21 protein-coding genes and 1 riboswitch are annotated in these 22,425 nt (G+C 74.7%); of the genes, 20 read left to right on the plus strand and 1 reads right to left on the minus strand.

The window, feature by feature from the left end:
* Positions 1-114: 114 nt before the first annotated feature.
* The 8 genes from E1291_RS19195 to metK all read left to right on the plus strand — a co-directional run bounded on the left by E1291_RS19195 (position 115) and on the right by metK (position 7,730).
* Positions 115-1,002, plus strand: a complete 888-nt coding sequence (locus tag E1291_RS19195) for an iron-sulfur cluster-binding protein (RefSeq protein ID WP_131739207.1) — start codon at positions 115-117, stop codon at positions 1,000-1,002.
* The gene (locus tag E1291_RS19200; protein WP_131739208.1) at positions 999-1,979 is read left to right on the plus strand and encodes a dihydroorotate dehydrogenase; all 981 of its coding nucleotides are present in this window, start codon (positions 999-1,001) and stop codon (positions 1,977-1,979) included. Before E1291_RS19195 ends, E1291_RS19200 begins: the two co-directional genes overlap by 4 nt.
* Positions 1,976-2,692 (plus strand): orotidine-5'-phosphate decarboxylase, encoded by a 717-nt coding sequence (pyrF, locus tag E1291_RS19205; RefSeq protein WP_131739209.1) that lies wholly within the window; start codon positions 1,976-1,978, stop codon positions 2,690-2,692. The genes E1291_RS19200 and pyrF overlap by 4 nt, the downstream gene beginning before the upstream one ends.
* Before the next feature lie 905 nt (positions 2,693-3,597).
* Positions 3,598-3,924, plus strand: a complete 327-nt coding sequence (gene mihF / locus E1291_RS19210) for an integration host factor, actinobacterial type (RefSeq protein ID WP_131739210.1) — start codon at positions 3,598-3,600, stop codon at positions 3,922-3,924.
* A gap of 97 nt (positions 3,925-4,021) precedes the next feature.
* On the plus strand, positions 4,022-4,609 hold the full coding sequence (gene gmk, locus E1291_RS19215) for a guanylate kinase (RefSeq protein WP_131739230.1): 588 nt from the start codon (positions 4,022-4,024) through the stop codon (positions 4,607-4,609).
* Positions 4,610-4,666: 57 nt separating this feature from the next.
* On the plus strand, positions 4,667-4,921 hold the full coding sequence (gene rpoZ, locus E1291_RS19220) for a DNA-directed RNA polymerase subunit omega (protein ID WP_026405772.1): 255 nt from the start codon (positions 4,667-4,669) through the stop codon (positions 4,919-4,921).
* 88 nt (positions 4,922-5,009) lie between these two features.
* Positions 5,010-6,284, plus strand: a complete 1,275-nt coding sequence (gene coaBC, locus E1291_RS19225) for a bifunctional phosphopantothenoylcysteine decarboxylase/phosphopantothenate--cysteine ligase CoaBC (RefSeq protein ID WP_131739211.1) — start codon at positions 5,010-5,012, stop codon at positions 6,282-6,284.
* A gap of 252 nt (positions 6,285-6,536) precedes the next feature.
* Positions 6,537-7,730: a methionine adenosyltransferase gene (metK, locus tag E1291_RS19230; protein WP_131739212.1), complete on the plus strand. Its 1,194-nt coding sequence runs from the start codon at positions 6,537-6,539 to the stop codon at positions 7,728-7,730.
* 85 nt (positions 7,731-7,815) lie between these two features.
* On the opposite strand, the gene E1291_RS19235 is transcribed toward metK, so the two are convergent.
* Entirely contained in the window at positions 7,816-9,498 is a 1,683-nt protein-coding gene (locus tag E1291_RS19235) for a DUF8823 domain-containing protein (protein WP_242614240.1), read from the minus strand.
* Between the two features lie 138 nt (positions 9,499-9,636).
* On the opposite strand from E1291_RS19235, the gene E1291_RS19240 reads away from it, so the two are divergent.
* The 12 genes from E1291_RS19240 to ribH all read left to right on the plus strand — a co-directional run bounded on the left by E1291_RS19240 (position 9,637) and on the right by ribH (position 22,411).
* Entirely contained in the window at positions 9,637-11,940 is a 2,304-nt protein-coding gene (locus E1291_RS19240) for a primosomal protein N' (protein ID WP_242614241.1), read from the plus strand.
* A 16-nt stretch (positions 11,941-11,956) separates the two neighbouring features.
* Positions 11,957-13,849 carry a hypothetical protein gene (locus E1291_RS19245; RefSeq protein WP_131739213.1) on the plus strand — a complete coding sequence of 631 codons (1,893 nt, stop codon included), beginning with the start codon at positions 11,957-11,959 and terminating at the stop codon, positions 13,847-13,849.
* A 62-nt stretch (positions 13,850-13,911) separates the two neighbouring features.
* On the plus strand, positions 13,912-14,457 hold the full coding sequence (gene def / locus E1291_RS19250) for a peptide deformylase (protein WP_131739214.1): 546 nt from the start codon (positions 13,912-13,914) through the stop codon (positions 14,455-14,457).
* Positions 14,457-15,386: a methionyl-tRNA formyltransferase gene (gene fmt / locus E1291_RS19255; protein WP_131739215.1), complete on the plus strand. Its 930-nt coding sequence runs from the start codon at positions 14,457-14,459 to the stop codon at positions 15,384-15,386. Before def ends, fmt begins: the two co-directional genes overlap by 1 nt.
* Positions 15,386-16,807, plus strand: coding sequence for an RsmB/NOP family class I SAM-dependent RNA methyltransferase (locus E1291_RS19260; protein ID WP_207400812.1), 1,422 nt, complete (start codon positions 15,386-15,388; stop codon positions 16,805-16,807). The genes fmt and E1291_RS19260 overlap by 1 nt, the downstream gene beginning before the upstream one ends.
* A gap of 49 nt (positions 16,808-16,856) precedes the next feature.
* Positions 16,857-17,819, plus strand: a complete 963-nt coding sequence (locus tag E1291_RS19265) for a phosphatase PAP2 family protein (protein ID WP_131739217.1) — start codon at positions 16,857-16,859, stop codon at positions 17,817-17,819.
* 12 nt (positions 17,820-17,831) lie between these two features.
* Complete coding sequence (gene rpe, locus E1291_RS19270) at positions 17,832-18,509, plus strand: ribulose-phosphate 3-epimerase (RefSeq protein WP_131739218.1); 678 nt, start codon at positions 17,832-17,834, stop codon at positions 18,507-18,509.
* The gene (locus E1291_RS19275) at positions 18,503-19,138 is read left to right on the plus strand and encodes an HAD-IA family hydrolase (protein WP_242614242.1); all 636 of its coding nucleotides are present in this window, start codon (positions 18,503-18,505) and stop codon (positions 19,136-19,138) included. The genes rpe and E1291_RS19275 overlap by 7 nt, the downstream gene beginning before the upstream one ends.
* 95 nt (positions 19,139-19,233) lie before the next feature.
* Positions 19,234-19,364, plus strand: a riboswitch (FMN riboswitch).
* A gap of 71 nt (positions 19,365-19,435) precedes the next feature.
* Positions 19,436-20,050, plus strand: a complete 615-nt coding sequence (locus E1291_RS19280; protein ID WP_131739219.1) for a riboflavin synthase — start codon at positions 19,436-19,438, stop codon at positions 20,048-20,050.
* Positions 20,047-20,688: a nicotinamide riboside transporter PnuC gene (pnuC, locus tag E1291_RS19285; protein ID WP_131739220.1), complete on the plus strand. Its 642-nt coding sequence runs from the start codon at positions 20,047-20,049 to the stop codon at positions 20,686-20,688. The genes E1291_RS19280 and pnuC overlap by 4 nt, the downstream gene beginning before the upstream one ends.
* On the plus strand, positions 20,685-21,908 hold the full coding sequence (locus E1291_RS19290; RefSeq protein WP_131739221.1) for a bifunctional 3,4-dihydroxy-2-butanone-4-phosphate synthase/GTP cyclohydrolase II: 1,224 nt from the start codon (positions 20,685-20,687) through the stop codon (positions 21,906-21,908). Before pnuC ends, E1291_RS19290 begins: the two co-directional genes overlap by 4 nt.
* Positions 21,905-22,411 carry a 6,7-dimethyl-8-ribityllumazine synthase gene (gene ribH, locus E1291_RS19295; protein WP_131739222.1) on the plus strand — a complete coding sequence of 169 codons (507 nt, stop codon included), beginning with the start codon at positions 21,905-21,907 and terminating at the stop codon, positions 22,409-22,411. Before E1291_RS19290 ends, ribH begins: the two co-directional genes overlap by 4 nt.
* Positions 22,412-22,425: the final 14 nt, after the last annotated feature.

A 22,425-nucleotide genomic window follows, 5' to 3' on the forward strand; every position in this document is an offset into this window, starting at 1 on the left:
GCCCCGGGGAGCCCGCCGGGGCGGGCGCCGCGGGATGACGGCCGGGTGACGGCCGCCGTCCGGCCGGGCGGCGCGACTCCGCCCGGCCGGACGGCGACGAGGAAAGGGAGACGGGTGTCCGACACGCCGGTGCAGACGTCGGGGACGGTCCTGACGGTCCGCCAGGTGCAGGACTACCACGCGATGACGCTGGTGGCGCCGGCCGTCGCCGAGCGGTTCAGGCCCGGCCAGTTCGTGGCGCTCGCCATCGGCGGCGAGCACACGGCGCGGCTGGTCCGGCGCTGCTTCGGGGTGAACGAGGTCAAGTCCGACTACGGCGGCACCGTCGAGTTCGTGTTCGCCGACACCGAGCCCGGCACCGCCTGGCTCGCCGGGCGCCGCTCCCGTGACCAGGTCGACCTCGTCGGGCCGCTCGGCCGCCCGTTCCGGCTGCCCCGCGACCCGGTCACCTGCCTGCTGGTCGGCGGTGGGCCGGGCGGGGCGGCGGTGTTCGCGCTCGCCGACAGCCTCCTGCGGCGCGGCTGCCAGGTGCACTTCGTGCTCGGCGGCCCGACCGCCAAGACCGTGTTCGGCTCCCGCATGGCGCAGCGCATCGGCGACAGCGCGACCGTCACCACCGAGGACGGCTCCATGGGGGAGAAGGGCACCGTCCGGGAGGTGCTGCCCCGCGTCATCCAGGAGACCGGCGCCGACGTCGTCTACGGCTGCGGCCCGACCGACCTGTTGCGCGTCGTGACCCAGGTCGCCGGCGACTTCGGCCTGCCGTCCCAGGTGTCGGTCGAGGAGTTCCTCCAGCGGACGGGCGCGTGCGGCATCGGCGTGTGCATGACGTGCATGCTCCCCGTCCATGGGGAGGACGGCGTGACCCGGATGGTCCGCGCGTGCGCGGACGGGCCCGTCCTGCGCGGCGACCGCGTCCGCTGGAGCGACCTCGGCACCATCCCGTTCGACGCGCTCGGCGCGCCGCGCGTCCTCAGCATCTCGGAAGGGGGCTCCCAGTGAGCGACCGGGTCAGGACCACCCTCGCGGGCCTGGAGCTCCCCAACCCCGTCCTGACGGCCTCGGGATGCGGCGGCACGGGACGCGAACTGGCCCAGTTCTTCGACCTCGGCCGCCTGGGCGCCTTCGTCACCACCTCGGTGATGCCCCAAGCGCGCGCGGGACGGCCCACGCCGCGTGTGACCGAGACCCCCAGCGGCCTGCTCACCGCGATGGGCCTGCCCGGCCCCGGCATCGAGACGTTCCTGGAGCGCGACCTGCCCTGGCTCATCGAACAGGAGGTCCGCACCATCGTCTCCGTGGCGGGCAACAGCGTCGAGGAGTACGGCGACCTCGCGCGACGGCTCCGCCACGTCCCCGGCGTCGCCGCGATCGAGGTGAACATCGCCTGCCCGAACGTCGAGGACCGCGGGCGGATGTTCGCCTGGCACCCCGCCGCCGCGGCGGCCGCCGTCCGGGCCGTCCGCGCCGGCGCGCGGCCCGGCCTGCCCGTGTTCGCCAAGCTCGCCCCCGACGTCACCGACATCGTCACGATCGCCCTCGCGTGCGTCGACGCGGGCGCCGACGGCCTCACGCTGATCAACACGCTGGAGGGCATGGCGATCGACCCGCGGACCCTCCGGCCCGCCCTCACCGGGGTGTCGGGCGGACTGTCCGGCCCCGCCGTCCGCCCCGTCGCCGTCCGCTGCGTCTACCAGGTGCACGCCGCCCTGCCCAGCACGCCCATCATCGGGGTCGGCGGCGTGGCCACCGGCCTGGACGCGCTGGAGTTCATCCTGGCCGGGGCGTCGGCGGTCGCCGTGGGCACGGCCCTGTTCCACAATCCGGCGGCCGGCCCCCGCGTCCTGCGCGAGCTGGAGGAGGCCCTGGTGACCCGCCGCATCGGCCGCCTCTCCGACGCCGTCGGCCTGGCGCACAAGCCCGCCGGCTACGTGCCCCCCCAGGTGCGCCCCCAAGAGCCCGAGAAGGAGATGTCGTGACCGCCGCCCCCATCGCCGTCGCGCTGGACGCCCCCGACCTGGAGACCGCCGCGCGCTGGGCCACCCTGGTCACCCCGCACGTGTCCACCGTCAAGGTGGGCCTGGAGCTCTACCTGCGCTACGGCCCGGACGTCGTCGCCAGCGTCCGCGGGGCCAGCCGCGTGCAGGTCTTCCTCGACCTCAAGCTCCACGACATCCCCGCCACCGTGCGCGGCGCCGCCCGCGCCGTCGCCCGCCTCAGGCCGTCCTACCTGACCGTGCACGCCGCGGGCGGCCCCGCGATGATCCGCGCGGCGGTGGAGGCCGCCCCGGCCACCAAGATCGCCGCGGTGACCGTGCTCACGTCGCTGGCCGACGCCGACCTGACCGCCGTCGGGCTGGCCGGCCCCGCGCCCGACGCCGTCCGCCGGCTCGCCGCGCTGGCCGTCGAGGCGGGCGCCCAGGCGCTGGTGTGCTCGCCGCAGGAGGCCGCCGCCGTCCGAGCCGAGGTGGGCCCCGGCATCACCCTGATCACCCCGGGCGTGCGGCCCGCCGGCGCCGACACCCAGGACCAGGCGCGCGTCGCCACCCCGGAGGACGCGCTGGCCGCGGGCGCGGACCTGCTGGTCATCGGCCGTCCCATCACCGGGGCCCCCGACCCGGGCGCCGCCGCCGCGGCGATCGCCGCGGCGCTGCGCCGGACCTCCGCCGAGCGCCCCGCCGGGGCCTCCTGAGCCGTTCCGAACGGCTCCGTCCGGGCCCTTCCCGCATCGCTCCCATACGGTTCCCGATACCGCTCCCGCACCGCCCTCACGCCGCTCTCCGGCCATCGCCGGGGCCGCCGGGACGGACGTGGCGTCCCGGTGCGCGAGCGCGTCCGGATGGCGAGATTTGCTTTGCGTGGCATCTTTAGCGCCGGGGGTTCTCGGGCACGCCGGATCGCTCTTTGTCGCTTTCTTCGCATTGCCAATGAGGCGGCGCCGTCTTCCACAATGCGGTACGCGCCGAACGCCGGAAGTCGTTCATCCGGACACCGGGTTTGCCGGCACCGTGACTGGGAGTTGTCACCGTGGTTCCGCTTGGAATCGTTTCCGCGGCGATCGGCGGGCCGGCCGGCGGGGGGCGCGCGGAGCGCCGGGGGGAGCGGGGAGCGAAGGCGGGGGCGGCCTCCAGGTGTCCGGAACGATCTTGGCAGGCGGGTGTGACGAGGATGGCAGGCGGAGTCCCGCCCCGACGTGCGGAACGGCCCGGCGTGACGAGCGTCACTCGCCCTCCGGCGCGTGTGTGCGACGTCACATCCGCCGCGGCGGGGCTTCGCGGCGGCGCCCCGGCGGGATGCCGGGACGGCGGCCCCGGCGCCCGCGGGAGCGCCGTACCGCCGCGCCAGAAGGGTGCTGAGTGCCGCAAATGGGGGCAGAAAGGGGGGATTTTCACGATCATGCGAAAGTCCCAGCAAGGCACGGGGATGGGCCGTCGGAGGGTCCGAGTTGTGTACACTCGGTATTCAGGACACTCCGGGGAGTGATTTTCGTGATTTTGTGGCGGGCTAAACGGCACTTCACGTTGCCTTATGGGGCGTGAACTCGCTAGTTTCCCAACCCGTCCGACTCCGTCGAGTGGAAACCTGAGGTGACCCGGCGTGGCTCTTCCGCCCCTAACCCCCGAACAGCGCGCCGCAGCCCTGGAGAAGGCTGCCAAGGCGCGCAAGGAGCGGGCCGAGGTTAAGAACAAGCTCAAGCACGGGGGAACCTCTCTCGCCGAGGTTCTCAAGGATGGTCAGTCCGACGACGTCATCGGAAAGATGAAGGTGTCGGCGCTCCTGGAATCGCTGCCCGGTGTGGGCAAGGTCCGTGCGAAGCAGATCATGGAGCGCCTGGGTATCGCCGAGTCCCGCCGCGTGCGGGGCCTCGGCGCGAACCAGCGCGCCTCCCTGGAGCGTGAGTTCGGCGGAAGTGCGAACCGCTGACGTGCGACTCACGGGCGGGCGCGGCGGCGAGTCCGCCGCGGCCGGCTCGGGCCCTCCCCCCGAGCCCGGCTCCATCCCGTCCGGCTCCGGCGCACCCATTCCTGCGCCGGACGGCTCCAACCCGCCTGGCCCGCTCGTCCGGCGGCTGACGGTCCTCTCCGGCCCGTCGGGCGTCGGCAAGAGCACGGTCGTCGCCGAGATCCGGCGCTCACACCCCCGGGTGTGGCTGTCGGTCTCGGTGACCACCCGGTCCCCCCGCCCCGGGGAGACCCACGGCGTCCAGTACTTCTTCGTCGACGACGCCGGTTTCGACCGGCTCGTCGCCGAGGGAGAACTGCTCGAGTGGGCGGAGTTCGCCGGCAACCGCTACGGCACCCCCCGCCGTCCCGTCGAGGAACGGCTGTCCCGCGGCGAGCCGGTGCTCCTGGAGATCGACCTCCAGGGCGCCCGGCAGGTCCGCCGGACGATGCCCGACGCCCGCCTGGTGTTCCTCGCCCCCCCGAGCTGGGACGAGCTCGTCCGCCGCCTCACCGGCCGCGGCACCGAGCCCCCCGAGGTGATCGAGCGCCGTCTCGACGCCGCCCGCATCGAGCTGGCGGCCGAGAAGGAGTTCGACGTCACCCTCGTCAACACGTCCGTCCAGGACGTGTGTCACGAGCTGCTAACCTTGATGGCTGTTCGTTAGTGAACCCGCCCGCCCTCACGGCGGGCGGGGATCGCCATCTGAGGGGAAGGCCACCGAGTGGCAGCCAGCAGTGAGGGCATCACCAACCCGTCGATCGACGAGCTCCTCGAAGTCGTCGACACCAAGTACGGCCTCGTGAGCATCGCGGCCAAGCGCGCGCGGCAGATCAACGCCTACTACGCCCAGCTCGGCGAGGGCCTTCTGGAGTACGTCGGCCCCCTCGTGGAGACCCAGGTCCAGGAGAAGCCGCTCTCCATCGCGCTCCGCGAGACCCGCGAGGGCCTGCTCAACGCCGAGCCCATCGAGGGTTGAGTTCACTCCGTCGTCCTCGGTTCCGTAGTATCGGGAGGACGACCGGTGCGGTGGCGTCGGTGAGGAACGGCTCGGGAGGCATGGTCGCGTGAGTGCTCCTCGGCCTCGCGTCGTTCTCGGCGTCAGTGCGGGGATCGCCGCCTACAAGGCGTGCGAACTGCTCCGCCGGCTCACCGAATCGGGCCACGACGTGCACGTCGTGCCGACCGCCGACGCCCTGCGGTTCGTCGGCGAGCCCACCTGGGCGGCGCTGTCCGGCAACCCCGTCTCGTCCGAGGTGTGGGACGACGTCGCCGGCGTCCCGCACGTGCGGCTCGGGCAGAACGCCGACCTGGTCTTCGTCGCGCCCGCGACCGCCGACCTGCTCGCCCGCGCCGCCCACGGCCTCGCCGGCGACCTGCTCACCAACACCCTGCTCACCGCGCACTGCCCCGTGGTGTTCGCGCCCGCCATGCACACCGAGATGTGGGAGCACCCCGCCACCCGGGCGAACGTGGCCACGCTGCGCGCCCGCGGCGCCATCGTCGTCGAGCCCGCCTCCGGCCGGCTGACCGGCCGCGACACCGGACCCGGCCGGCTGCCCGACCCCGCGGAGCTGTTCGAGGTCGCCCGGCGCGTCCTCGCCCGCGGCGCCGCCGGGCGCGACCTCGCCGGACGGCACGTGGTGGTGTCCGCCGGGGGCACCCGCGAGCCCATCGACCCCGTCCGCTTCATCGGCAACCGCTCGTCCGGGCTCCAGGGCTACGCGCTCGCCCGCACCGCCGTCGCGCGCGGCGCCAAGGTGACGCTCGTCGCCGCCAACGTCGCGCTGCCCGACCCCGCCGGCGCGCACGTCGTCCCCGTCGGCACCGCCGCCGAGATGGCCGAGGCGGTCCTGGCCGCGGCCGGCGCCGCCGACGCCGTCGTGATGGCCGCCGCCGTCGCCGACTTCCGGCCCGCCGAGCACCGCGAATCCAAGATCAAGAAGGTGGAGGGGGCCGGGCCCGAGCCGATCCGGCTCGTCCAGAACCCCGACATCCTGGCCGAGCTCGGCCGCCGCCGGCGTCCCGACCAGGTGATCGTCGGCTTCGCCGCCGAGACCGACGACGTGCTCGCCAACGGCCGCGCCAAGCTCGCCCGCAAGGGCAGCGACCTGCTCGTGGTCAACCAGGTCGGCGACGGCCTCGCCTTCGGCCGGCCCGACAACGCCGCCGTCGTGCTCGGCGCGGACGGCTCCAGCACCGAGGTGCCGCTCGGTGCGAAGGAGGCGCTCGCCGAGACCGTCTGGGACCTCGTCTCCGCCCGCCTCGACACCCCGGCCGGAACGCGCCCCTCCGGTCCCGCCCCGGCCGGCGGACGGACCGCCGACCCGCCCGCCGACTGATCCGCCCCGCCGGCCCCGGCCGGCCCGCAGACCCGCGCCCCGAGACCCTTGCCCGGCCCGTGCCCTGACATCCCGTCCGACGCCTGCGAGCGAGGCCGCCACCGGCGGCTTTACCGGCAGCCAACCCCGATCCCGCTAGAATTCGCCCCGGATACCCCTGGGGGACCCGGCGGTGGGCGGCGTCCCTCCGCCGAACTCGACCACATCCGTTCTGCGACGTCAGTCAGCAGCCGCTGCAAGGAGCTCACGTACGTGTCTCGCCGCCTGTTCACCTCCGAGTCGGTCACCGAAGGACACCCGGACAAGATCGCGGACCAGATCAGCGACGCGATCCTCGACTCGATGCTCAAGGACGATCCGAAGAGCCGGGTCGCCGTCGAGACCATGATCACGACAGGTCAGGTGCACGTGGCCGGTGAGGTCACCACCGAGACCTATGTGGACATCCCGGGCGTGATCCGGGAGAAGATCCTCGAGATCGGCTACGACTCGTCCAAGAAGGGCTTCGACGGGCACTCCTGCGGCGTGTCGGTGTCCATCGGCGCGCAGTCGCCCGACATCGCGCAGGGCGTCGACGACGCCTACGAGACCCGCGAGGGCGAGGGCGCCGACGACCTCGACCGGCAGGGCGCCGGCGACCAGGGCCTGATGTTCGGGTACGCCACCAACGAGACCCCCGAGCTGATGCCGCTGCCGATCACGCTGGCGCACCGGCTCGCGCAGCGCCTGTCGCACGTCCGCAAGACCGGCGATGTGCCCTACCTGCGCCCCGACGGCAAGACCCAGGTCACGATCGAGTACGACGGCGAGCGCGCCGTCCGCCTCGACACGGTCGTGGTGTCCAGCCAGCACGCCCCCGACATCGACCTGAAGGAACTGCTCACCCCGGACGTCAAGGAGCACGTCGTCGACCCGGTGCTCGCCGGGTTCGAGCTCGACACCTCCGGCTACCGGCTGCTGGTCAACCCCACCGGCCGGTTCGAGATCGGCGGGCCGATGGGCGACGCGGGCCTCACCGGCCGCAAGATCATCGTCGACACCTACGGCGGCATGGCCCGGCACGGCGGCGGCGCGTTCTCCGGCAAGGACCCGTCCAAGGTCGACCGGTCGGCCGCGTACGCGATGCGCTGGGTCGCCAAGAACATCGTCGCGGCCGGCCTCGCCGACCGCGCCGAGGTGCAGGTCGCGTACGCGATCGGCAAGGCGCACCCGGTCGGCGTGTTCGTGGAGACCTTCGGTACCGAGAAGCTCCCGGTCGCCAAGATCCAGGAGGCCGTCCTCGACGTGTTCGACCTGCGCCCGGCGGCCATCGTCCGCGACCTGGACCTGCTCCGCCCGATCTACCAGCGGACCGCGGCCTACGGTCACTTCGGCCGGCAGGAGCCCGACTTCTCGTGGGAGTCCACCGACCGCGCGAAGGCCCTGGCCTCCGCCGCCGGCCTGTAACGGCCCGGACGCACCCGCGGCGGCTCGGCAGGGCCCCGGAACCCCGGTTCCGGGGCCCTCGCCGTTCCGGGGCGCTCCCGGGCCGTCAGCTCGGGCAGTGGTTGCCGCGGCGCAGGCCGTACCGCGCGGCGATCGTGTAGCGGCCGGGACGCCGCGCCTGCATCCGGACGAAGTCGCCCGCCCGCGCGAGGCAGGCGTCCCCGCCGCGGACGCCGAGCCACGGCGACCACGCCGTCCGCACGAGCACCGACCCGCTCGACGGCATGTCGACGACGAGCTCACCGGAGTTGACGCGCCTGACCCGCCCCGGCGCGTCGACCAGCGGCGCCGCGCGCGCGACGCGGAACAGGCGCCAGTGGCCGTCGCGCCACACCTCCGACAGGTACGGCAGGCCGCGCTCGACCAGGTCGGCCTCGGCGTGCGCCGACCAGTCGGTCTCCTGCTCGGGCAGGACGACGAACCGGACCGCCCACCGCTGCAGCCAGTCGCGGTAGGACGCCGCCGTGAGGGCGCCCTCCTCGTAGAACAGCTCGTGGCGCTCGGCGTCGACCTGCCGGTTCCAGCCGCGCGCCAGGATGAAGTGGCGGCTCAGCCCCGACGCCTCCCAGTGGGAGCGCAGGGGGACGACCTCGATCCGCCCGTCGCGGGCGCCGAGCGCCTTCATCTCGTCGATCAGCCCCCGGGCGTGCCCGGCTGCCGAGTCGGCCGGCTCGGTGTGGATCAGGTCGTCCACCGGCTTGACCACCTGCCAGGACGCCGTGACGATGAACGCCAGCGACAGCACCGCGATCCGCGTGCGGCCGTGGGCGCGGGCGACCGCGCACAGCAGCACCATCCCGCCGAACAGCAGCGACAGGCGCTCGACGTTGCTGCCGACGGGGGAGGGGATCAGCCAGGTGAGCCCGATCCCGACCAGGTAGATCCCCGCCGCGAACCGGATGATCCGCCACCGCGGCGGCGCGCACAGCAGCACCGCGATCACGCTGGTGATCGAGGGCAGCACGATCGCGCCCAGCGAGATCGGCTGGACGCCGCTGAACGGGAACAGCAGGTTCGTCGTCCCGACGACGAGCGGGGGGCCGGCGGCGAGCACGAGCCCGGCCCGGCGCCGCCCCGTCAGGAACAGCGCGGCGGCCAGCACCATGAGGAACAGCCCGGCGACCGGGCTGGCGAGCGTGGCCAGCAGGCCGAGCCCGCCCATCCCGGCGGCGCGCAGCGCGGGCGTGCCCCGCGGTGTGAACGCGACGATCGTGGCGGCGACCGCGAACAGCAGGCCGAGCCCGAAGGTGACCCGCCCCGACGCGGAGTTGCACGACAGCGCGAACGCCGCCCACAGCGCGGCGGGCAGCGCGACCGGCGCCCGGAACCGGACCAGCAGGTGCGCGGTCAGCGTCGCGGTCAGCGTGCCCGTCACCACCGCCACGGTGCGGATGCCGAAAACCGCCATCAGATAGGGCGACAGGACGCTGTAGGACGCGGGGTGCATCCCGCCGTACCAGGCGAAGCTGTAGGCCGCGTCCGGGTGCTTCCAGGCGAAGTCCGTCCAGGCGGCCTGGGCGGCGAGGTCACCGCCCTCGGTGGCCAGGAACAGCGCCCACACCAGGTGCATCACGCCGGCGGCGACCGTGGCGGCGACGACGGGGTCGCGAGGGTTCCGCCAGCGCCGCCATCGCGCCGTGGCGGTGGAGGCGGGCGGTTCGGTGGGACGGCGCGGCGGCCCTTTCTGGACCGGGGCGTCCGCCCGCTCTGGAGTATGCGCTGTGGTCACATCGCCTGCACGGGCTCGTCGGAAAGGCGAGGGCGCGCAGGACGTCGGGCAAGGGTCCGACGGGTGCGCGCCCAGCTCAGGTTGTCCACACATTAGCGTGCGGCGGTGACTGTCGGGTTGATCTGGTAGGACGGGGACGTGACCAAGGACGGCGGGGGAACCGGCCTGATCCCGGGGCTGGACGACCTCCCCCGGGCCCCGGCGGACGCCCAGGCGAAGGGCGCCCAGGGGAAGAGGCCGGCCGAGGCGGCGCACAAAGGGCGCAAGGGCGCGCGCCGCGCCGCGGGGGAGCTTCCCGTGGCGCGGATCGCCGTCGACATCCCTCTGGCCCACCTTGATCGTCCTTTCGACTACCTGGTACCCGCGGATCTGGACGCCAGAGCCGTCCCGGGCTGCCGGGTGCGCGTCCGGTTCGCCGGGCAGCTCGTGGACGGCTTCCTGCTGGGCCGCGCCGCCGCCAGTGAACACGAGGGGCGGCTGTCCTACCTGGAGCGGGTGATCTCGCCCGAGCCCGTCCTCACCCCCGAGGTCGCGGCGCTGGCCCGCGAGGTGGCCGACCGGTACGCCGGGACGTTCGCCGACGTGGTCCGGCTGGCGATCCCGCCGCGCCACGCGCGCGTCGAGGCCGAGCCCGCGCCCGGCCGCGCGCAGGACGAACCCGAGCCCGAGCCCGCCCCGGAGCCCGCCCCGGCCCCAGGACCCGCGCCCGAACTCGCCTCGGAGTCCGCGCGGCCCTCGGACTCCCCCCCGGGGTCCGTGCCGCCCTCGGCATCCGCGCTGGAACTCGCCTCGGAGCCCGCCCCGGCCCCAGAGCCCGCGCCCGCCCCGGAACCCGCTTCAGAGTCCGCCCCCGCGCCCGCTCCGGCTCCGGAGACCGAGCCGGGGGCGGGGCCGTGGGAGGAGTACCCGGCGGGGCCCTCGTTCCTGGCCGCGCTGGCCGCCGGGAGGGCACCGAAGGCCGTCTGGACGGCGCTGCCGGGCCCCGAGTGGACCGCCGCCGTCGCGCGGGCCGTCGCCGTCGCGCTGCACGCCGGGCGCGGCGCTCTGGTCGTCATGGCCGACGGCCGCGACGTCGCGCGGGTCGACGCGGCGCTGCGGGCGGAGCTCGGCGAGGGCCGGCATGTCGCGCTGACCGCCGAGCCGGGCCCGGCCGAGCGGTACCGCCGGTGGCTGGCCGTCCTGCGCGGCACGGCGCGGGCGGTGGTCGGCACGCGGGCCGCGATGTTCGCGCCGGTCGCCGATCTCGGGCTGGTGGTGCTGTGGGACGACGGTGACGACGTGCACGCCGAGCCGCACGCGCCCTATCCGCATCCGCGGGAGGTGCTCGCGCTGCGCGCCCACCGGGTCGGCGCGGGCGCGCTGTTCGGCGGCTTCACCCGGACGACCGACGCCACGCAGCTGGTGGAGAGCGGCTGGGCGCACGCCCTCGCGGCCGACCGGGCGCGGGTGCGCCGGGCCATGCCCCGCGTCCGGTACGCGGGCGAGGACGCGCAGCTCGCGCGGGACGCCGCGGCCCGGACCGCGCGGCTGCCGAACCTGGCGTTCGAGGCCGCCCGGGGCGCGCTCGCCGACGGGCCGGTGCTGGTGCAGGTCCCCAGGCGCGGCTATGTGCCGGGCATAGCGTGCGGGCGGTGCCGCACCCCGGCGCACTGCGGGGCGTGCCAGGGGCCGCTGGCGTTGTCGTCGTCCCATGCGGCGCCCTACTGCCGCTGGTGCGGGCGCATCGCGGGCGACTGGCACTGCCCCGAATGCGGTTTCTTCCAGGTGCGCGCGATGGTGGTGGGGGCGAAACGCACCGCCGAGGAGCTGGGCAAGGCGTTCCCGGGGGTGCCGGTGCGCACGTCCGGGCGCGAGGCGGTCCTGGAGCGGGTGGGGCCGGAGCGGGCGCTCGTGGTGTCCACGCCGGGCGCCGAGCCGCCCGCCGAGGGCGGGTACGCCGCCGCCCTGCTGCTGGACGGGTGGGTCCTGCTGGGGCGTCCGGACCTGCGGGCGGGGGAGGAGACGCTGCGGCGCTGGATGAACGCGGCGGCGCTCGTCCGGGCGGAGGGCCCGGTGGTGGTCGCCGCGGAGGGGTCGCTCCCGGCCGTCCAGGCGCTCGTGCGGTGGGATCCGGTCACCTACGCCGAGCGGGAGCTGGCCGAGCGGCGGGAGGTCGGGTTCCCCCCGGCGGCCCGCATGGCGTCGCTGACCGCGTCCCCGGCCGCCATCCGGGACCTGCTGGCCGCCGCGCGGCTGCCCGGCGCCGCCGAGGTGCTCGGGCCCGTTCCGGTGCCCCAGGCGGGCAACGCCCAGGGTCCTGAGAGGGAACGCGCGCTGGTCCGCGTGCCGAGGGGCGCCGGGGTGCTCCTGGCGCGCGCGCTGAAGGAGGCGCAGGGCGTGCGGAGCGCGCGCAAGGCGGACGAGACGGTCCGCGTCCAGATCGACCCCCTGGAGCTGATCTGACCAATAGGGTTTGCTGGTGGCCGACAACTGGGTGGAGACGACCGCGGGCGATCTGCGGCGATGGGCGGACGAGCGCGGCGAGACGCTGGACGAGCAGGGGGCACGGCTCCTGCTCGACCTCGCCAGGGACGAGCTGGGTCTCGCCGGGGCGGACGCGCTGACCCCCGAGCGGCTCCGCACGCTCCTCCTCCAGATCTTCCCCGCCACGGTCGTCGCGGGCGCCGACGAGGTGCCCGCGATCCTCGGCACGCTCCGCCGGCTGGTCGCGTTCCTGCGCGACACCGCGGCCGTCCCCGCGACGCTCGCCGCCGACCTGGCCGAAGAGCTGGAGCGGCTGGCCCCCGAGTTCTCCGCCGTGGTCGCCGAGACCGACACCGCCGAGCGGCAGGCCGCCGCCGAGGTGCTCGCCGGGCTGATGCGGGCCGACGGGGTCCCGCTCGACGACCAGGACGCCGTCGACGCCTGGACCCGCGAGTTCGAGGCGCTGCCCGAGCAGGAGCGCTTCGCCCGGACGGAGGAGTACCTGCGCCGGGCCGAGGAGCTGATCGTCCCGCCCGTCCGGCTGGCCCCGCGGGCCGAGCTGGCCGCCGCCGCCCGCGCCTCGGCGCTGACCGCGGCGGTCCTCGCGCTCGCCGGGTGGACGGGCACGCGCCCGCTCGCCGCGGAGGACCGGCTCACCGACGACGACGTCGCCGAGGCGGAGCGGGCCCTCGGCCTGGCCGAGCCGCGGCGGTTCGGCGAGGTGGCCGACGACACGGCGCTGGACCGGCTCTGGTGGGCGGCCGTCGAGGCGGGCGTGATCCTCGCCGAGGGCGGCGCCGCCGCGCCCGGCCCGGCGCTGGCCGGGCTCCGCCCGGAAACTGGCGCGGAAACGGGCACGGAAGGGGGCGCGGGGGCCGAGCGGGCGGGCGGGGAGAGCCCGGACGAGGCCCCGGAGGACGCCGACGCCGAGCTGCTCGCGGCGTGGCTGCCGCTGTTCGACTCCGTCGTGGTGCCCGAGCACGACCCCGAGGACGGGCTGGACGCGCTGGAGCTCGTCCAGAACGAGCTGACCGGCGTGCTCATCCACCTGTACGAGCAGGAGGACCCGACGCCGCCGCAGGAGCTGCTGTCGGCGCTGCTGGAGCACGTCGAGGAGAGCTACGAGATCACCGGCGGGGACACGATGCCGCGGCTGGTGTCCGACGCGTTCCACCTGGAGCTGGCCGTCCTGGAGGAGTGGGGAATCGTCCGGACGGCCGGGAGCGGCGGCCGGGAGCTCACCCCGCTCGGGGTGTGGGCCGTCCGGGAGCTGCTGCTGACCGACGGGTTCTCGGCCCCGGTGGTGGGCGACCTGGCGGGCGCGCCCGCGGCCGGGCTCGTCGAGGGGCTGGTCTGGCATCGCTCGGACACCGCTGACGAGGAGATCGCGGGCTGGCTGGAACGCCACGACCCCAAGGACGCCGCCGCGGACCTCCTGGACGTGATGCGCACCGGCGGGCCGGGGGCCCGCAACCTCGCGGCGGCCGTCCTGCACCGGATCGGCCCCGAGGCCGCGCCGGTGGTCCGGGCGGCCCGCGAGCATCCGCTCGTGTCGCCGTACGCGGTGCTCTGGCTGAACGCCGTGCGCGACCCGGCGGGCCGTGAGCTGGGCCGCGACGAGTACCTGTGGGTGTTCGTCGACACCGTCGCCGGGATGCTGGAGACCGCCGAGCCCGGGGAGGCCGTCGCGGCGGCCCTCGCCGACGCGCCGTCGGGCCCCGAGCTCACCACGATGATCGACGAACTGTGGCGCACCCATCACGCCGATGTGGCGGAGGTCCTGGAGGCCCTGGGGGACCATCACCCCGACAAGGCGACGGCCAAGGCCGCGCGCACGGCCGCCTACAAGGCGCGCTCGGCCGGGGCGGGGGCGCGCGGCGGCGTGTGAGGTTACCGGATCTTCTCCGTAGACTGAACGCACATCCCACCCGTAGGAAACGGAGTCCCTCGTTGGCCGTCAAGCCCATCCGCCTTTTCGGCGATCCTGTGCTGCGCACGCCGGCGGAGCCGGTGAAGGACTTCGACAAGGAGTTGCGTCAGCTCGTCAAAGACCTCACCGACACGATGATCGACGCCCCCGGCGTGGGGCTGGCGGCGCCGCAGCTCGGCGTCGGCCTGCGGGTGTTCACCTACTACGTGGACGACCGCCTCGGGCACGTGGTCAACCCCACCCTGGACCTGTCGGAGGAGCAGGAGACCGGTGACGAGGGCTGCCTGTCCCTTCCCGGTCTCGCCTTCCCCACTCCGCGTTCCCTACGCGCCGTGGCGAAGGGCTTCAACATGCACGGCGAGCCCATCACCCTGGAGGGCACGGACCTGCTGGCCCGCTGCGTCCAGCACGAGACCGACCACCTCGACGGGATCATCTTCATCGACCGGATGGACACCGAGCAGCGCAAGGCGGCGATGAAGGCGATCCGCGAGGCCGAGTGGTTCGGCGACGCGGCGCCCGTCGTGAAGGAGTCGCCGCACCGCACGTTCGGGAAGGCGCTCTAGTGCGGCTGGTCTTCGCCGGAACGCCCGAGACGGCGGTGCCCTCGCTGGAGGCGCTGCTGGGGTCCTCGCACGAGGTCGCCGCGGTGGTGACCCGGCCGGACGCTCCCGCGGGCCGGGGACGGCGGCTGACGGCCAGCCCGGTCGGCGCGCGCGCCGCCGAGGCGGGGGTGGAGGTGCTGAAGCCCGCGAAGGCGCGCGATCCCGAGTTCCTGGACCGGCTGCGGGTCATCGCCCCCGACTGCTGCCCGGTCGTCGCCTACGGGGCGCTGCTGCCCCGCGAGGCCCTGGACATCCCCCGGCACGGCTGGGTGAACCTGCACTTCTCGCTGCTGCCCGCGTGGCGCGGCGCGGCGCCGGTGCAGCGCGCGATCCTGCACGGCGACGACGTGACCGGCGCGGCCACCTTCCAGATCGAGGAGGGCCTGGACACCGGCCCGGTCTACGGGGTGCTGACCGAGCCGATCCGGCCGGACGACACCACCGGGTCGCTGCTCGGCCGGCTCGCGGACGCCGGGTCGGGCCTGCTGCTGGACACGATGAACGGAATTGAGGCCGGCGTGCTGGAGCCGCGCCCGCAGCCCGCCGAGGGCGTCTCGCAGGCCGCCAAGCTCACCCCGGAGGACGGCCGCGTCGACTGGCACCGGCCCGCGTTGCACGTCGACCGGCTCGTCCGCGCCTGCACGCCCGCGCCCGGCGCGTGGACGAGCTTCCGCGACACGCGGGTCAAGCTCGGCCCGGTCCGGCCGCGTCCCGAGGCCGGCGGCGGGCTGGGCCCCGGTGAGCTGCGGGCGGGCAAGAAGGAGGTCCTCGTCGGGACGGCCACCCATCCGGTCGCCCTGGGGGAGGTCCAGCCGCAGGGCAAGCGCCGGATGGCGGCGGCGGACTGGGCCCGCGGGGTCGGCCTCACGGGCGAGGACGCGCTGATCTGATGCCGCCGACCCGCAACCGCCACGGCGGCCGTGACCGCAACCGCAGGCCCGGCGGGCCGCGCCAGACCGGCCGCCCCCAGGACCTCGTCCGCCGCACCGCCTTCGACGTGATCCGCGCCGTGGAGACCCGCGACGCCTACGCCAACCTGCTGCTGCCGGCGCGGCTGCGCGACCGCGGCCTGACCGGCCGCGACGCCGCGCTCGCCACCGAGCTGACCTACGGCACGCTGCGCGGCCGGGGCACCTACGACGCCGTCCTCGCGCTGTGCAGCGACCGCGAGCTGCGCCGCATCGACGCGCCGCTGCTGGACGTGCTGCGCCTCGGCGCGCACCAGATCCTGTCGACCCGCATCCCGCCGCACGCCGCCGTCGGCACGGCGGTGGAGCTGGCCCGCTCGGTCTCCGGGCCGGGCCAGGCCAAGTTCGCCAACGCCGTGCTGCGCAAGGTCGCCGGCCGCGACCTGGACGCCTGGCTCGCGATCGTCGTCCCGGCGGACGCCGACGCCACCACCCGGCTGTCGGTCGCGCACAGCCATCCCAAGTGGATCGTGTCCGCGCTCCGGGACGCGCTGGGCCCCGACAGGGACCAGATCGACGCCCTGCTGGCCGCCGACAACGCCCGCCCGCGCGTCACCCTGGTGGCCCGCCCGGGGCGGGCCACCGTGGACGAGCTGTACGAGGCGGGCGCCGGGCCCGCGCCCCACTCGCCGTACGCGGCGGTCCTGCCCGACGGCGACCCCGCCGGGATCGCGGCCGTCCGCGACGGGCGCGCCGCCGTCCAGGACGAGGCCAGCCAGCTCGTCGCCCTGGCGCTGGCCGCCGCCCCGCTGCGTGGAGCCGACGCGCGCTGGGCCGACCTGTGCGCGGGCCCCGGCGGGAAGGCGGGCCTGCTCTCGGCGCTCGCCACCGAACGGGACGCGCGGCTCCTGGCCGCCGAGTTCCAGCCGCACCGCGCCGGGCTTGTCGCCCGCGCCGTGGACCCGCGCGCGGGCGTCGTCGCCGCCGACGCCACGGCGCCCGCCTGGCGTCCCGGGACGTTCGACCGGGTCATGGTCGACGTGCCGTGCACCGGCCTGGGCGCGCTGCGGCGCCGCCCGGAGGCGCGCTGGCGCCGCGGCCCGGAATCCGTCGCCGAGCTGGGGCCCCTCCAACGCGGGCTGCTGGCGTCCGCGCTGGACTCGGCCAGGCCGGGCGGTGTCGTCGCCTACGTCACCTGCTCTCCGCATCTGGCCGAGACGCGCGTGGTCGTGGACGACGTGCTGCGCGGGCGCGGGGACGTCGAGCGGCTCGACTCTCCGGAGGTCCTGGCGTCGGTCGCGACGGGCCTGGACGGGCTGGGCGACGGCCCGTACGCGCAATTCTGGCCACACCGGCATGGAACGGACGCGATGTTTCTGGCCCTCCTCCGCCGTTCAGAATGAGAGGTGAAGCGACGGGCTACTGAGCGGGAGGACCGTGCTCACCGCTTTCATGGACGCAGTGTCGCACCTGGGTGGAGCCGGGTTCTTCATCCCGTTGCTGCTGGCGGCGTACTGGTGCGCGGATCCGCGCCTCGCGGCGCGGGCGACGGTCATCCTGTCGTTCGGCTCGGTGCTGAACACCGTGCTGAAACTGGCCTTCCACGCTCCTCGCCCGTACTGGACCGATCCCACCGTCACCGGGCGGGAGTCGAGGGTCTCGTTCGGGATGCCGTCCGGCCACGCGCAGAACTCGATGGTCGTCTGGGGGTTCCTCGCCACGCGCACGCGGCGGCGGTACCTGTGGGCGGCGGCCGTGGCGCTCATCGTCCTGATCGGGGCGTCCCGGGTCTACCTCGGCGTGCACTCGCCGGGACAGGTGCTCGCGGGCTGGGGCGTCGGGCTCGTCCTGCTGGTCGCGGCCCTGGGCCTGGAGCCGATGGTCGTCCCCTGGTGGACGCGCCGTCCCCTGGCCGTCCAGGTGCTGCTGGCGCTCGCCGTCTCGCTGCTCTTCCTCGGCGCCGCGTGGGGCCTGACGCACTCGCTCCAGGACTGGCGCTGGCCGCCCAGCTGGGCGCGGGCCATCGCGGCGGAGGGCGGCCGTACCCGCCCGATCACGGTGAACGAGGCGGCGGCCGCCACCGGCGGACTGTTCGGGATCCTCGCGGGCCTGTCGGTCGTCGCGGCCCGCGGCTGGTTCGACGCCGGGGGCGAGGCGTGGCGGCGGCTGGCCCGGCTGCCCGTGGGAGTGCTGGGCGCCCTGGTCATCGCCGCGCTCGGCCTGGCCTGCCCCGACCACCCGCTTCGCTCGTTCGCCGTGCAGGCCCTGCTCGGGCTGTGGGTCACCGCCGGAGCCCCGGAGGTCTTCGTGCGGCTCCGGCTGGCGCGCCGCCCCGTCCCGCGGCATGTGCGGGACGACGGCGGGCGCCCCGACGGAGGGCGTGCGGATGGCGGGCGGGCGGAACTGCGGCAATAGACTCGGGAAATCATGGCTCCACAGATTTCACCCAGCATCCTGTCCGCCGACTTCGCCCGGCTCGCCGAGGACGTCGCGCTCATCGCCGACTCGGCCGACTGGGTCCACGTCGACGTCATGGACAACCACTTCGTCCCCAACCTCACCCTGGGCCTGCCGGTCGTGGAGGCGCTGCTCAAGCACAGCGCCCTGCCCCTGGACTGCCATCTCATGATCGAGGACCCGGACCGCTGGGCCCCGCAGTACGCCGAGGCCGGCGCGGGCAGCGTCACCATCCACGCCGAGGCGGCCAAGGCCCCCATCCGCACGCTGCGGACCATCCGCGCCGCCGGCGCGCGCGCCGGGCTCGGCGTGAACCCGGCGACCCCCGTCGAGGGCCTGGAGGACCTCCTCGGCGAGATCGACATGCTGCTGCTCATGACCGTGGAGCCGGGCTTCGGCGGCCAGCGGTTCCTGGACGTCGTGCTCCCCAAGGTCCGCCGCGCCCGTGAGCTGATCAAGGGCCGCGACCTGCCGGTGTGGCTCCAGGTGGACGGCGGCGTCAGCGCCGAGACGATCGAGCGCTGCGCCGAGGCCGGAGCCGACGTGTTCGTGGCGGGCAGCGCGGTCTACGGCGCCGAGGACCCGGCCGAGGCCGTCCGCGCGCTCAAGTCCCAGGCCGAGGCGGCGACGGCCGCGGCCGCATGGTGACCCTGGCCTGCGCGGCGGTCCTGTTCGACGTCGACGGCACCCTGATCGACTCGACACCGCTGATCGAGCGCGCGGCCCGCCTGTGGGCCGTCGAGTACGGCATCGACGCCGAGGAGTTCCTGTCCGGCGCCCACGGCCGCCGCACCGGCGACCGCGTGGCCGAGTTCCTGCCGCCCGAGCGGGCCCGCGAGGCCGCCGGGCATCTCGACGCGATCGAGGCCACCCTCACCGAGGGGATCACCGCCCTGCCGGGCGCCCTCGACCTGCTGGGGGGCATGGACGGCCTGCCCTGGGCCCTCGTCACCTCGATGGACCGGGGCCAGCTCGCCGTCCGCAGCGACGTGGCCGGGGTCGGGCTGCCGCCCGTCGTCGTCACCGCCGACGACGTCGTGCACGGCAAGCCCGACCCGTCCGGATACCGGCTCGCCGCCGACCGGCTCGGCGTCGACCCGGCCCGCTGCGTGGTCTTCGAGGACGCGCCCGCCGGGATCGCCGCCGGGCGCGCCGCGGGCGCCACCGTCGTCGCGGTCACCACCAGCCACGACCCCGCGGAGCTGTCCGGGGCGCACCACATCGTCCGGGACCTGTCGTTCGTGCGGCCCGTCCCCGGCGGGCTGCGGATCGGCTGAGACGGCCGTCACACCCATCGGGCCGGGTGCGGCCGTGGTGATCCTCACACGCGGACGGGAATGGTTCCCGTGGCACACTGGTTGCCAAGCAGTGAACGCGTGCTCCGGGGTCGGTGTAATTCCGAACCGGCGGTGACAGTCCGCGACCCGGCCGAAGCCATCGGCCGGTTGACCCGGTGGAACTCCGGGACCGACGGTGAAAGTCCGGATGGGAGGCAGCGCGCAGTACGCCCCTGCACGGGGGCGCTGTCGGCACACGCACGTCCCCGGAGCCTTTGTGACTAGGAGGCCCGGGAGATGTTCACCGGCATCGTCGAGGAGCTCGGCGAGATCGTGGCGATCGAGCCCGACGGCGACTCGGCCAAGCTCACCATCCGCGGCCCCGCCGTGACGCAGGACGCCGTGCACGGCGCCTCGATCGCCGTCAACGGCGTCTGTCTCACCGTGGTCGACGTCGCGGACGGCGTCTTCACCGCCGACGCCATCAAGGAGACCCTCGACAAGTCCAGCCTCGGCGCGCTGGCGGCGGGGTCCAAGGTGAACCTGGAGCGGCCCGTCCGGCTGTCGGACCGGCTCGGCGGCCACCTCGTCCAGGGGCACGTCGACGGCGTGGGGGAGATCATCTCCCGGGAGCCGGGCGAGCGCTGGGACGTCGTGACGATCTCGCTGCCCCCCGCCCTCTCCCGCTACCTGGTCGACAAGGGCTCCATCACGGTGGACGGCATCAGCCTCACCGTCGTCGAGGCCGCCGCGGACCGGTTCAGCGTGGCGCTGATCCCCACCACGCTCGCGCTCACCACCCTCGGCCACAAGAAGCCCGGCGACCCGGTGAACCTTGAGGTCGACGTCGTCGCCAAGTACGTGGAGCGCATGCTGGGCGACCGGGCGGCCCGTCCAGGGGACACGTCGTGAACTGGCTCGGCGCGGGTTTCGAGCTGTTCGGCGAGCACATCCTGTGGACCGACCTCCTCGGGAACGCGCTCTCGCTCGCCGTCGTCTGGCTCGCGATGCGCAAGACCCTGTGGACGTGGCCGGTGCAGCTCGCCGGCGCCCTCCTGCTGTTGGCGGCCTCGCTGCACGCCCACGTCCCGGGGAACGCCCTCAAACAGGTCCTGTTCTGCGTCCTGGCCGTGTACGGCTGGACGATGTGGACGCGGGGCCGCCGTGAGGAGCGCGGCCTCGCCGTCCGGCAGGCCACCCTCCGCGAGCGCGTCGTGCTGGCCGCCGCGCTCGTCGTCGGCACGGCCGTCGTGGCCGAGCTGTTCGTCCATCTCGACTGGCTGAAGGTCGCCTGGTCGCCGTGGGCGAACGCCTACATCTTCGTCGGGAGCGCGGTCGCGACGTTCGCCCAGAGCCGCGCCCTCGTCGACTTCTGGGTCGTCTGGGTGCTGGTCGACCTCGTCGGCGTCCCCCTGGCCCTGAAGTCCGGGCTGTACGTCTCCGGCGCGGTCTACGGGATCTTCTTCGTAATGGTGATGGCCGGTTTCAGGAACTGGCTCAGGGAGTCCCGGCACGTCCGGGCCCCGCGGAACAAGGCGGTGGCGGTATGAGCGACAGCGACGGCATCTTCGACTCCATCGAGGAGGCGGTCGCCGACATCGCGGCGGGCCGCCCCGTCGTGGTCGTCGACGACGAGGACCGCGAGAACGAGGGCGACATCATCTTCGCCGCGGCGAAGGCGACGCCCGAGCTGCTCACGTTCACGATCCGCCACACCAGCGGGGTCATCTGCGTCCCGATGACCGGCGGCGAGCTGGACCGGCTGCAGATCCCCCTGATGACCGCGCAGAACACCGAGCGCATGCGCACCGCCTACACCGTCAGCGTGGACGCCCGGGACGGCGTCACCACCGGCATCTCCGCGGCCGACCGCGCCCGGACCATCCGCACGCTGTGCGACTCGGCGTCCGAGCCGCGCGACCTCGTCCGCCCCGGGCACATCTTCCCGCTGCGCTACCACGAGGGCGGCGTGCTGCGCCGGCGCGGGCACACCGAGGCCGCCGTCGACCTGGCCCGGCTGGCCGGGCTCGCTCCCGCCGGCGTCCTCGCCGAGATCGTCAACGACGACGGCACCATGTCCCGCCTCCCCGAGCTCCAGGTGTTCGCCAAGGAGCACGGCCTCAAGCTGATCTCGATCGAGCAGCTCGCCGAGTACCGCAAGCGCACCGAGCGGATGGTCACCCGCGTCGTCGAGACGCGGCTGCCCAACCGGTTCGGCGCCTGGCGCGCCGTCGGCTTCTCCAGCGCCGTCGACGGCGGCGAGCACGTCGCGCTCGTCCTCGGCGACCTCGGCGACGGCGAGGACGTGCTGATCCGGGCGCACTCGGAGTGCCTCACCGGCGACGTCCTGCACTCCGAGCGCTGCGACTGCGGCACCCAGCTCGACTCGGCCATGGAGCGCATCGCCGCCGAGGGCCGCGGCGTGGTGCTCTACCTGCGCGGGCACGAGGGCCGCGGGATCGGCCTGCTGGCCAAGCTCCGCGCGTACGCCCTGCAGGACAACGGCTCCGACACCGTGGACGCCAACCTCGAACTCGGCCTGCCCGCCGACGCGCGCGAGTACTCCAACGCCGCCCACATGCTGCGCGACCTGGGCGTACGCTCCATCCGGGTGCTCACCAACAACCCGGCCAAGCTCAAGGGCCTGGAGGGGTTCGGCCTGGACGTGCGCGGCCGTGAGGCCATGCCCGTGGTCGTCACCGAGCACAACCGGCGCTACCTGACGGTCAAGAGGGACCGTCTCGGACACCAGATCGAGGAACTCACATGAGCGGCGCGGGACGCCCCGAGGACAGCACCGTCGACGCGTCCGGGCTCACGCTCGGCGTCGTCTGCACCCGCTGGCACGGCCAGATCACCGACCGCCTCCTGGATCGGTCCCTCGCCGCGGCGAAGGCGTGCGGCGTCGACCAGCCCGTCGTCGTCCGCGTCGCCGGGGCGCTGGAGCTGCCCGTGATCGCCCAGCAGCTCGCCCGCGACCTGGACGCCGTCGTCTGCCTCGGTGCCGTCATCCGCGGGCAGACCGCCCATTTCGACTACGTCTGCGACTCCGTCACCGCCGGTGTGACCCGCGTCGCGCTCGACGAGTCGACTCCGGTGGGCAACGGGGTGCTCACGTGTGACACCATTGACCAGGCACTGGACCGAAGCGGGCTGCCCGACAGCCACGAGGACAAGGGATGGGAGGCGACGGTGGCCGCACTCGACACGGCACTGACCCTGCGAGGTCTGCGGCATCACGGCCACGCCGGGATCACCCAGGAGCATCTCTAGCGGGGGTCCGGGGG

The organism is Actinomadura roseirufa, assembly GCF_900659635.1.
Lineage (GTDB): Bacteria > Actinomycetota > Actinomycetes > Streptosporangiales > Streptosporangiaceae > Spirillospora > Spirillospora roseirufa.

Bases quoted from the DNA above. Each gene is read 5' to 3' on its own strand.
- E1291_RS19260 (WP_207400812.1), top strand. From the start codon at position 15,386: ATGCCGCCGACCCGCAACCGCCACGGCGGCCGTGACCGCAACCGCAGG.
- E1291_RS19265 (WP_131739217.1), top strand. From the start codon at position 16,857: ATGGACGCAGTGTCGCACCTGGGTGGAGCCGGGTTCTTCATCCCGTTG.
- rpe (WP_131739218.1), top strand. From the start codon at position 17,832: ATGGCTCCACAGATTTCACCCAGCATCCTGTCCGCCGACTTCGCCCGG.
- E1291_RS19275 (WP_242614242.1), top strand. From the start codon at position 18,503: ATGGTGACCCTGGCCTGCGCGGCGGTCCTGTTCGACGTCGACGGCACC.
- E1291_RS19280 (WP_131739219.1), top strand. From the start codon at position 19,436: ATGTTCACCGGCATCGTCGAGGAGCTCGGCGAGATCGTGGCGATCGAG.
- E1291_RS19290 (WP_131739221.1), top strand. From the start codon at position 20,685: ATGAGCGACAGCGACGGCATCTTCGACTCCATCGAGGAGGCGGTCGCC.
- ribH (WP_131739222.1), top strand. From the start codon at position 21,905: ATGAGCGGCGCGGGACGCCCCGAGGACAGCACCGTCGACGCGTCCGGG.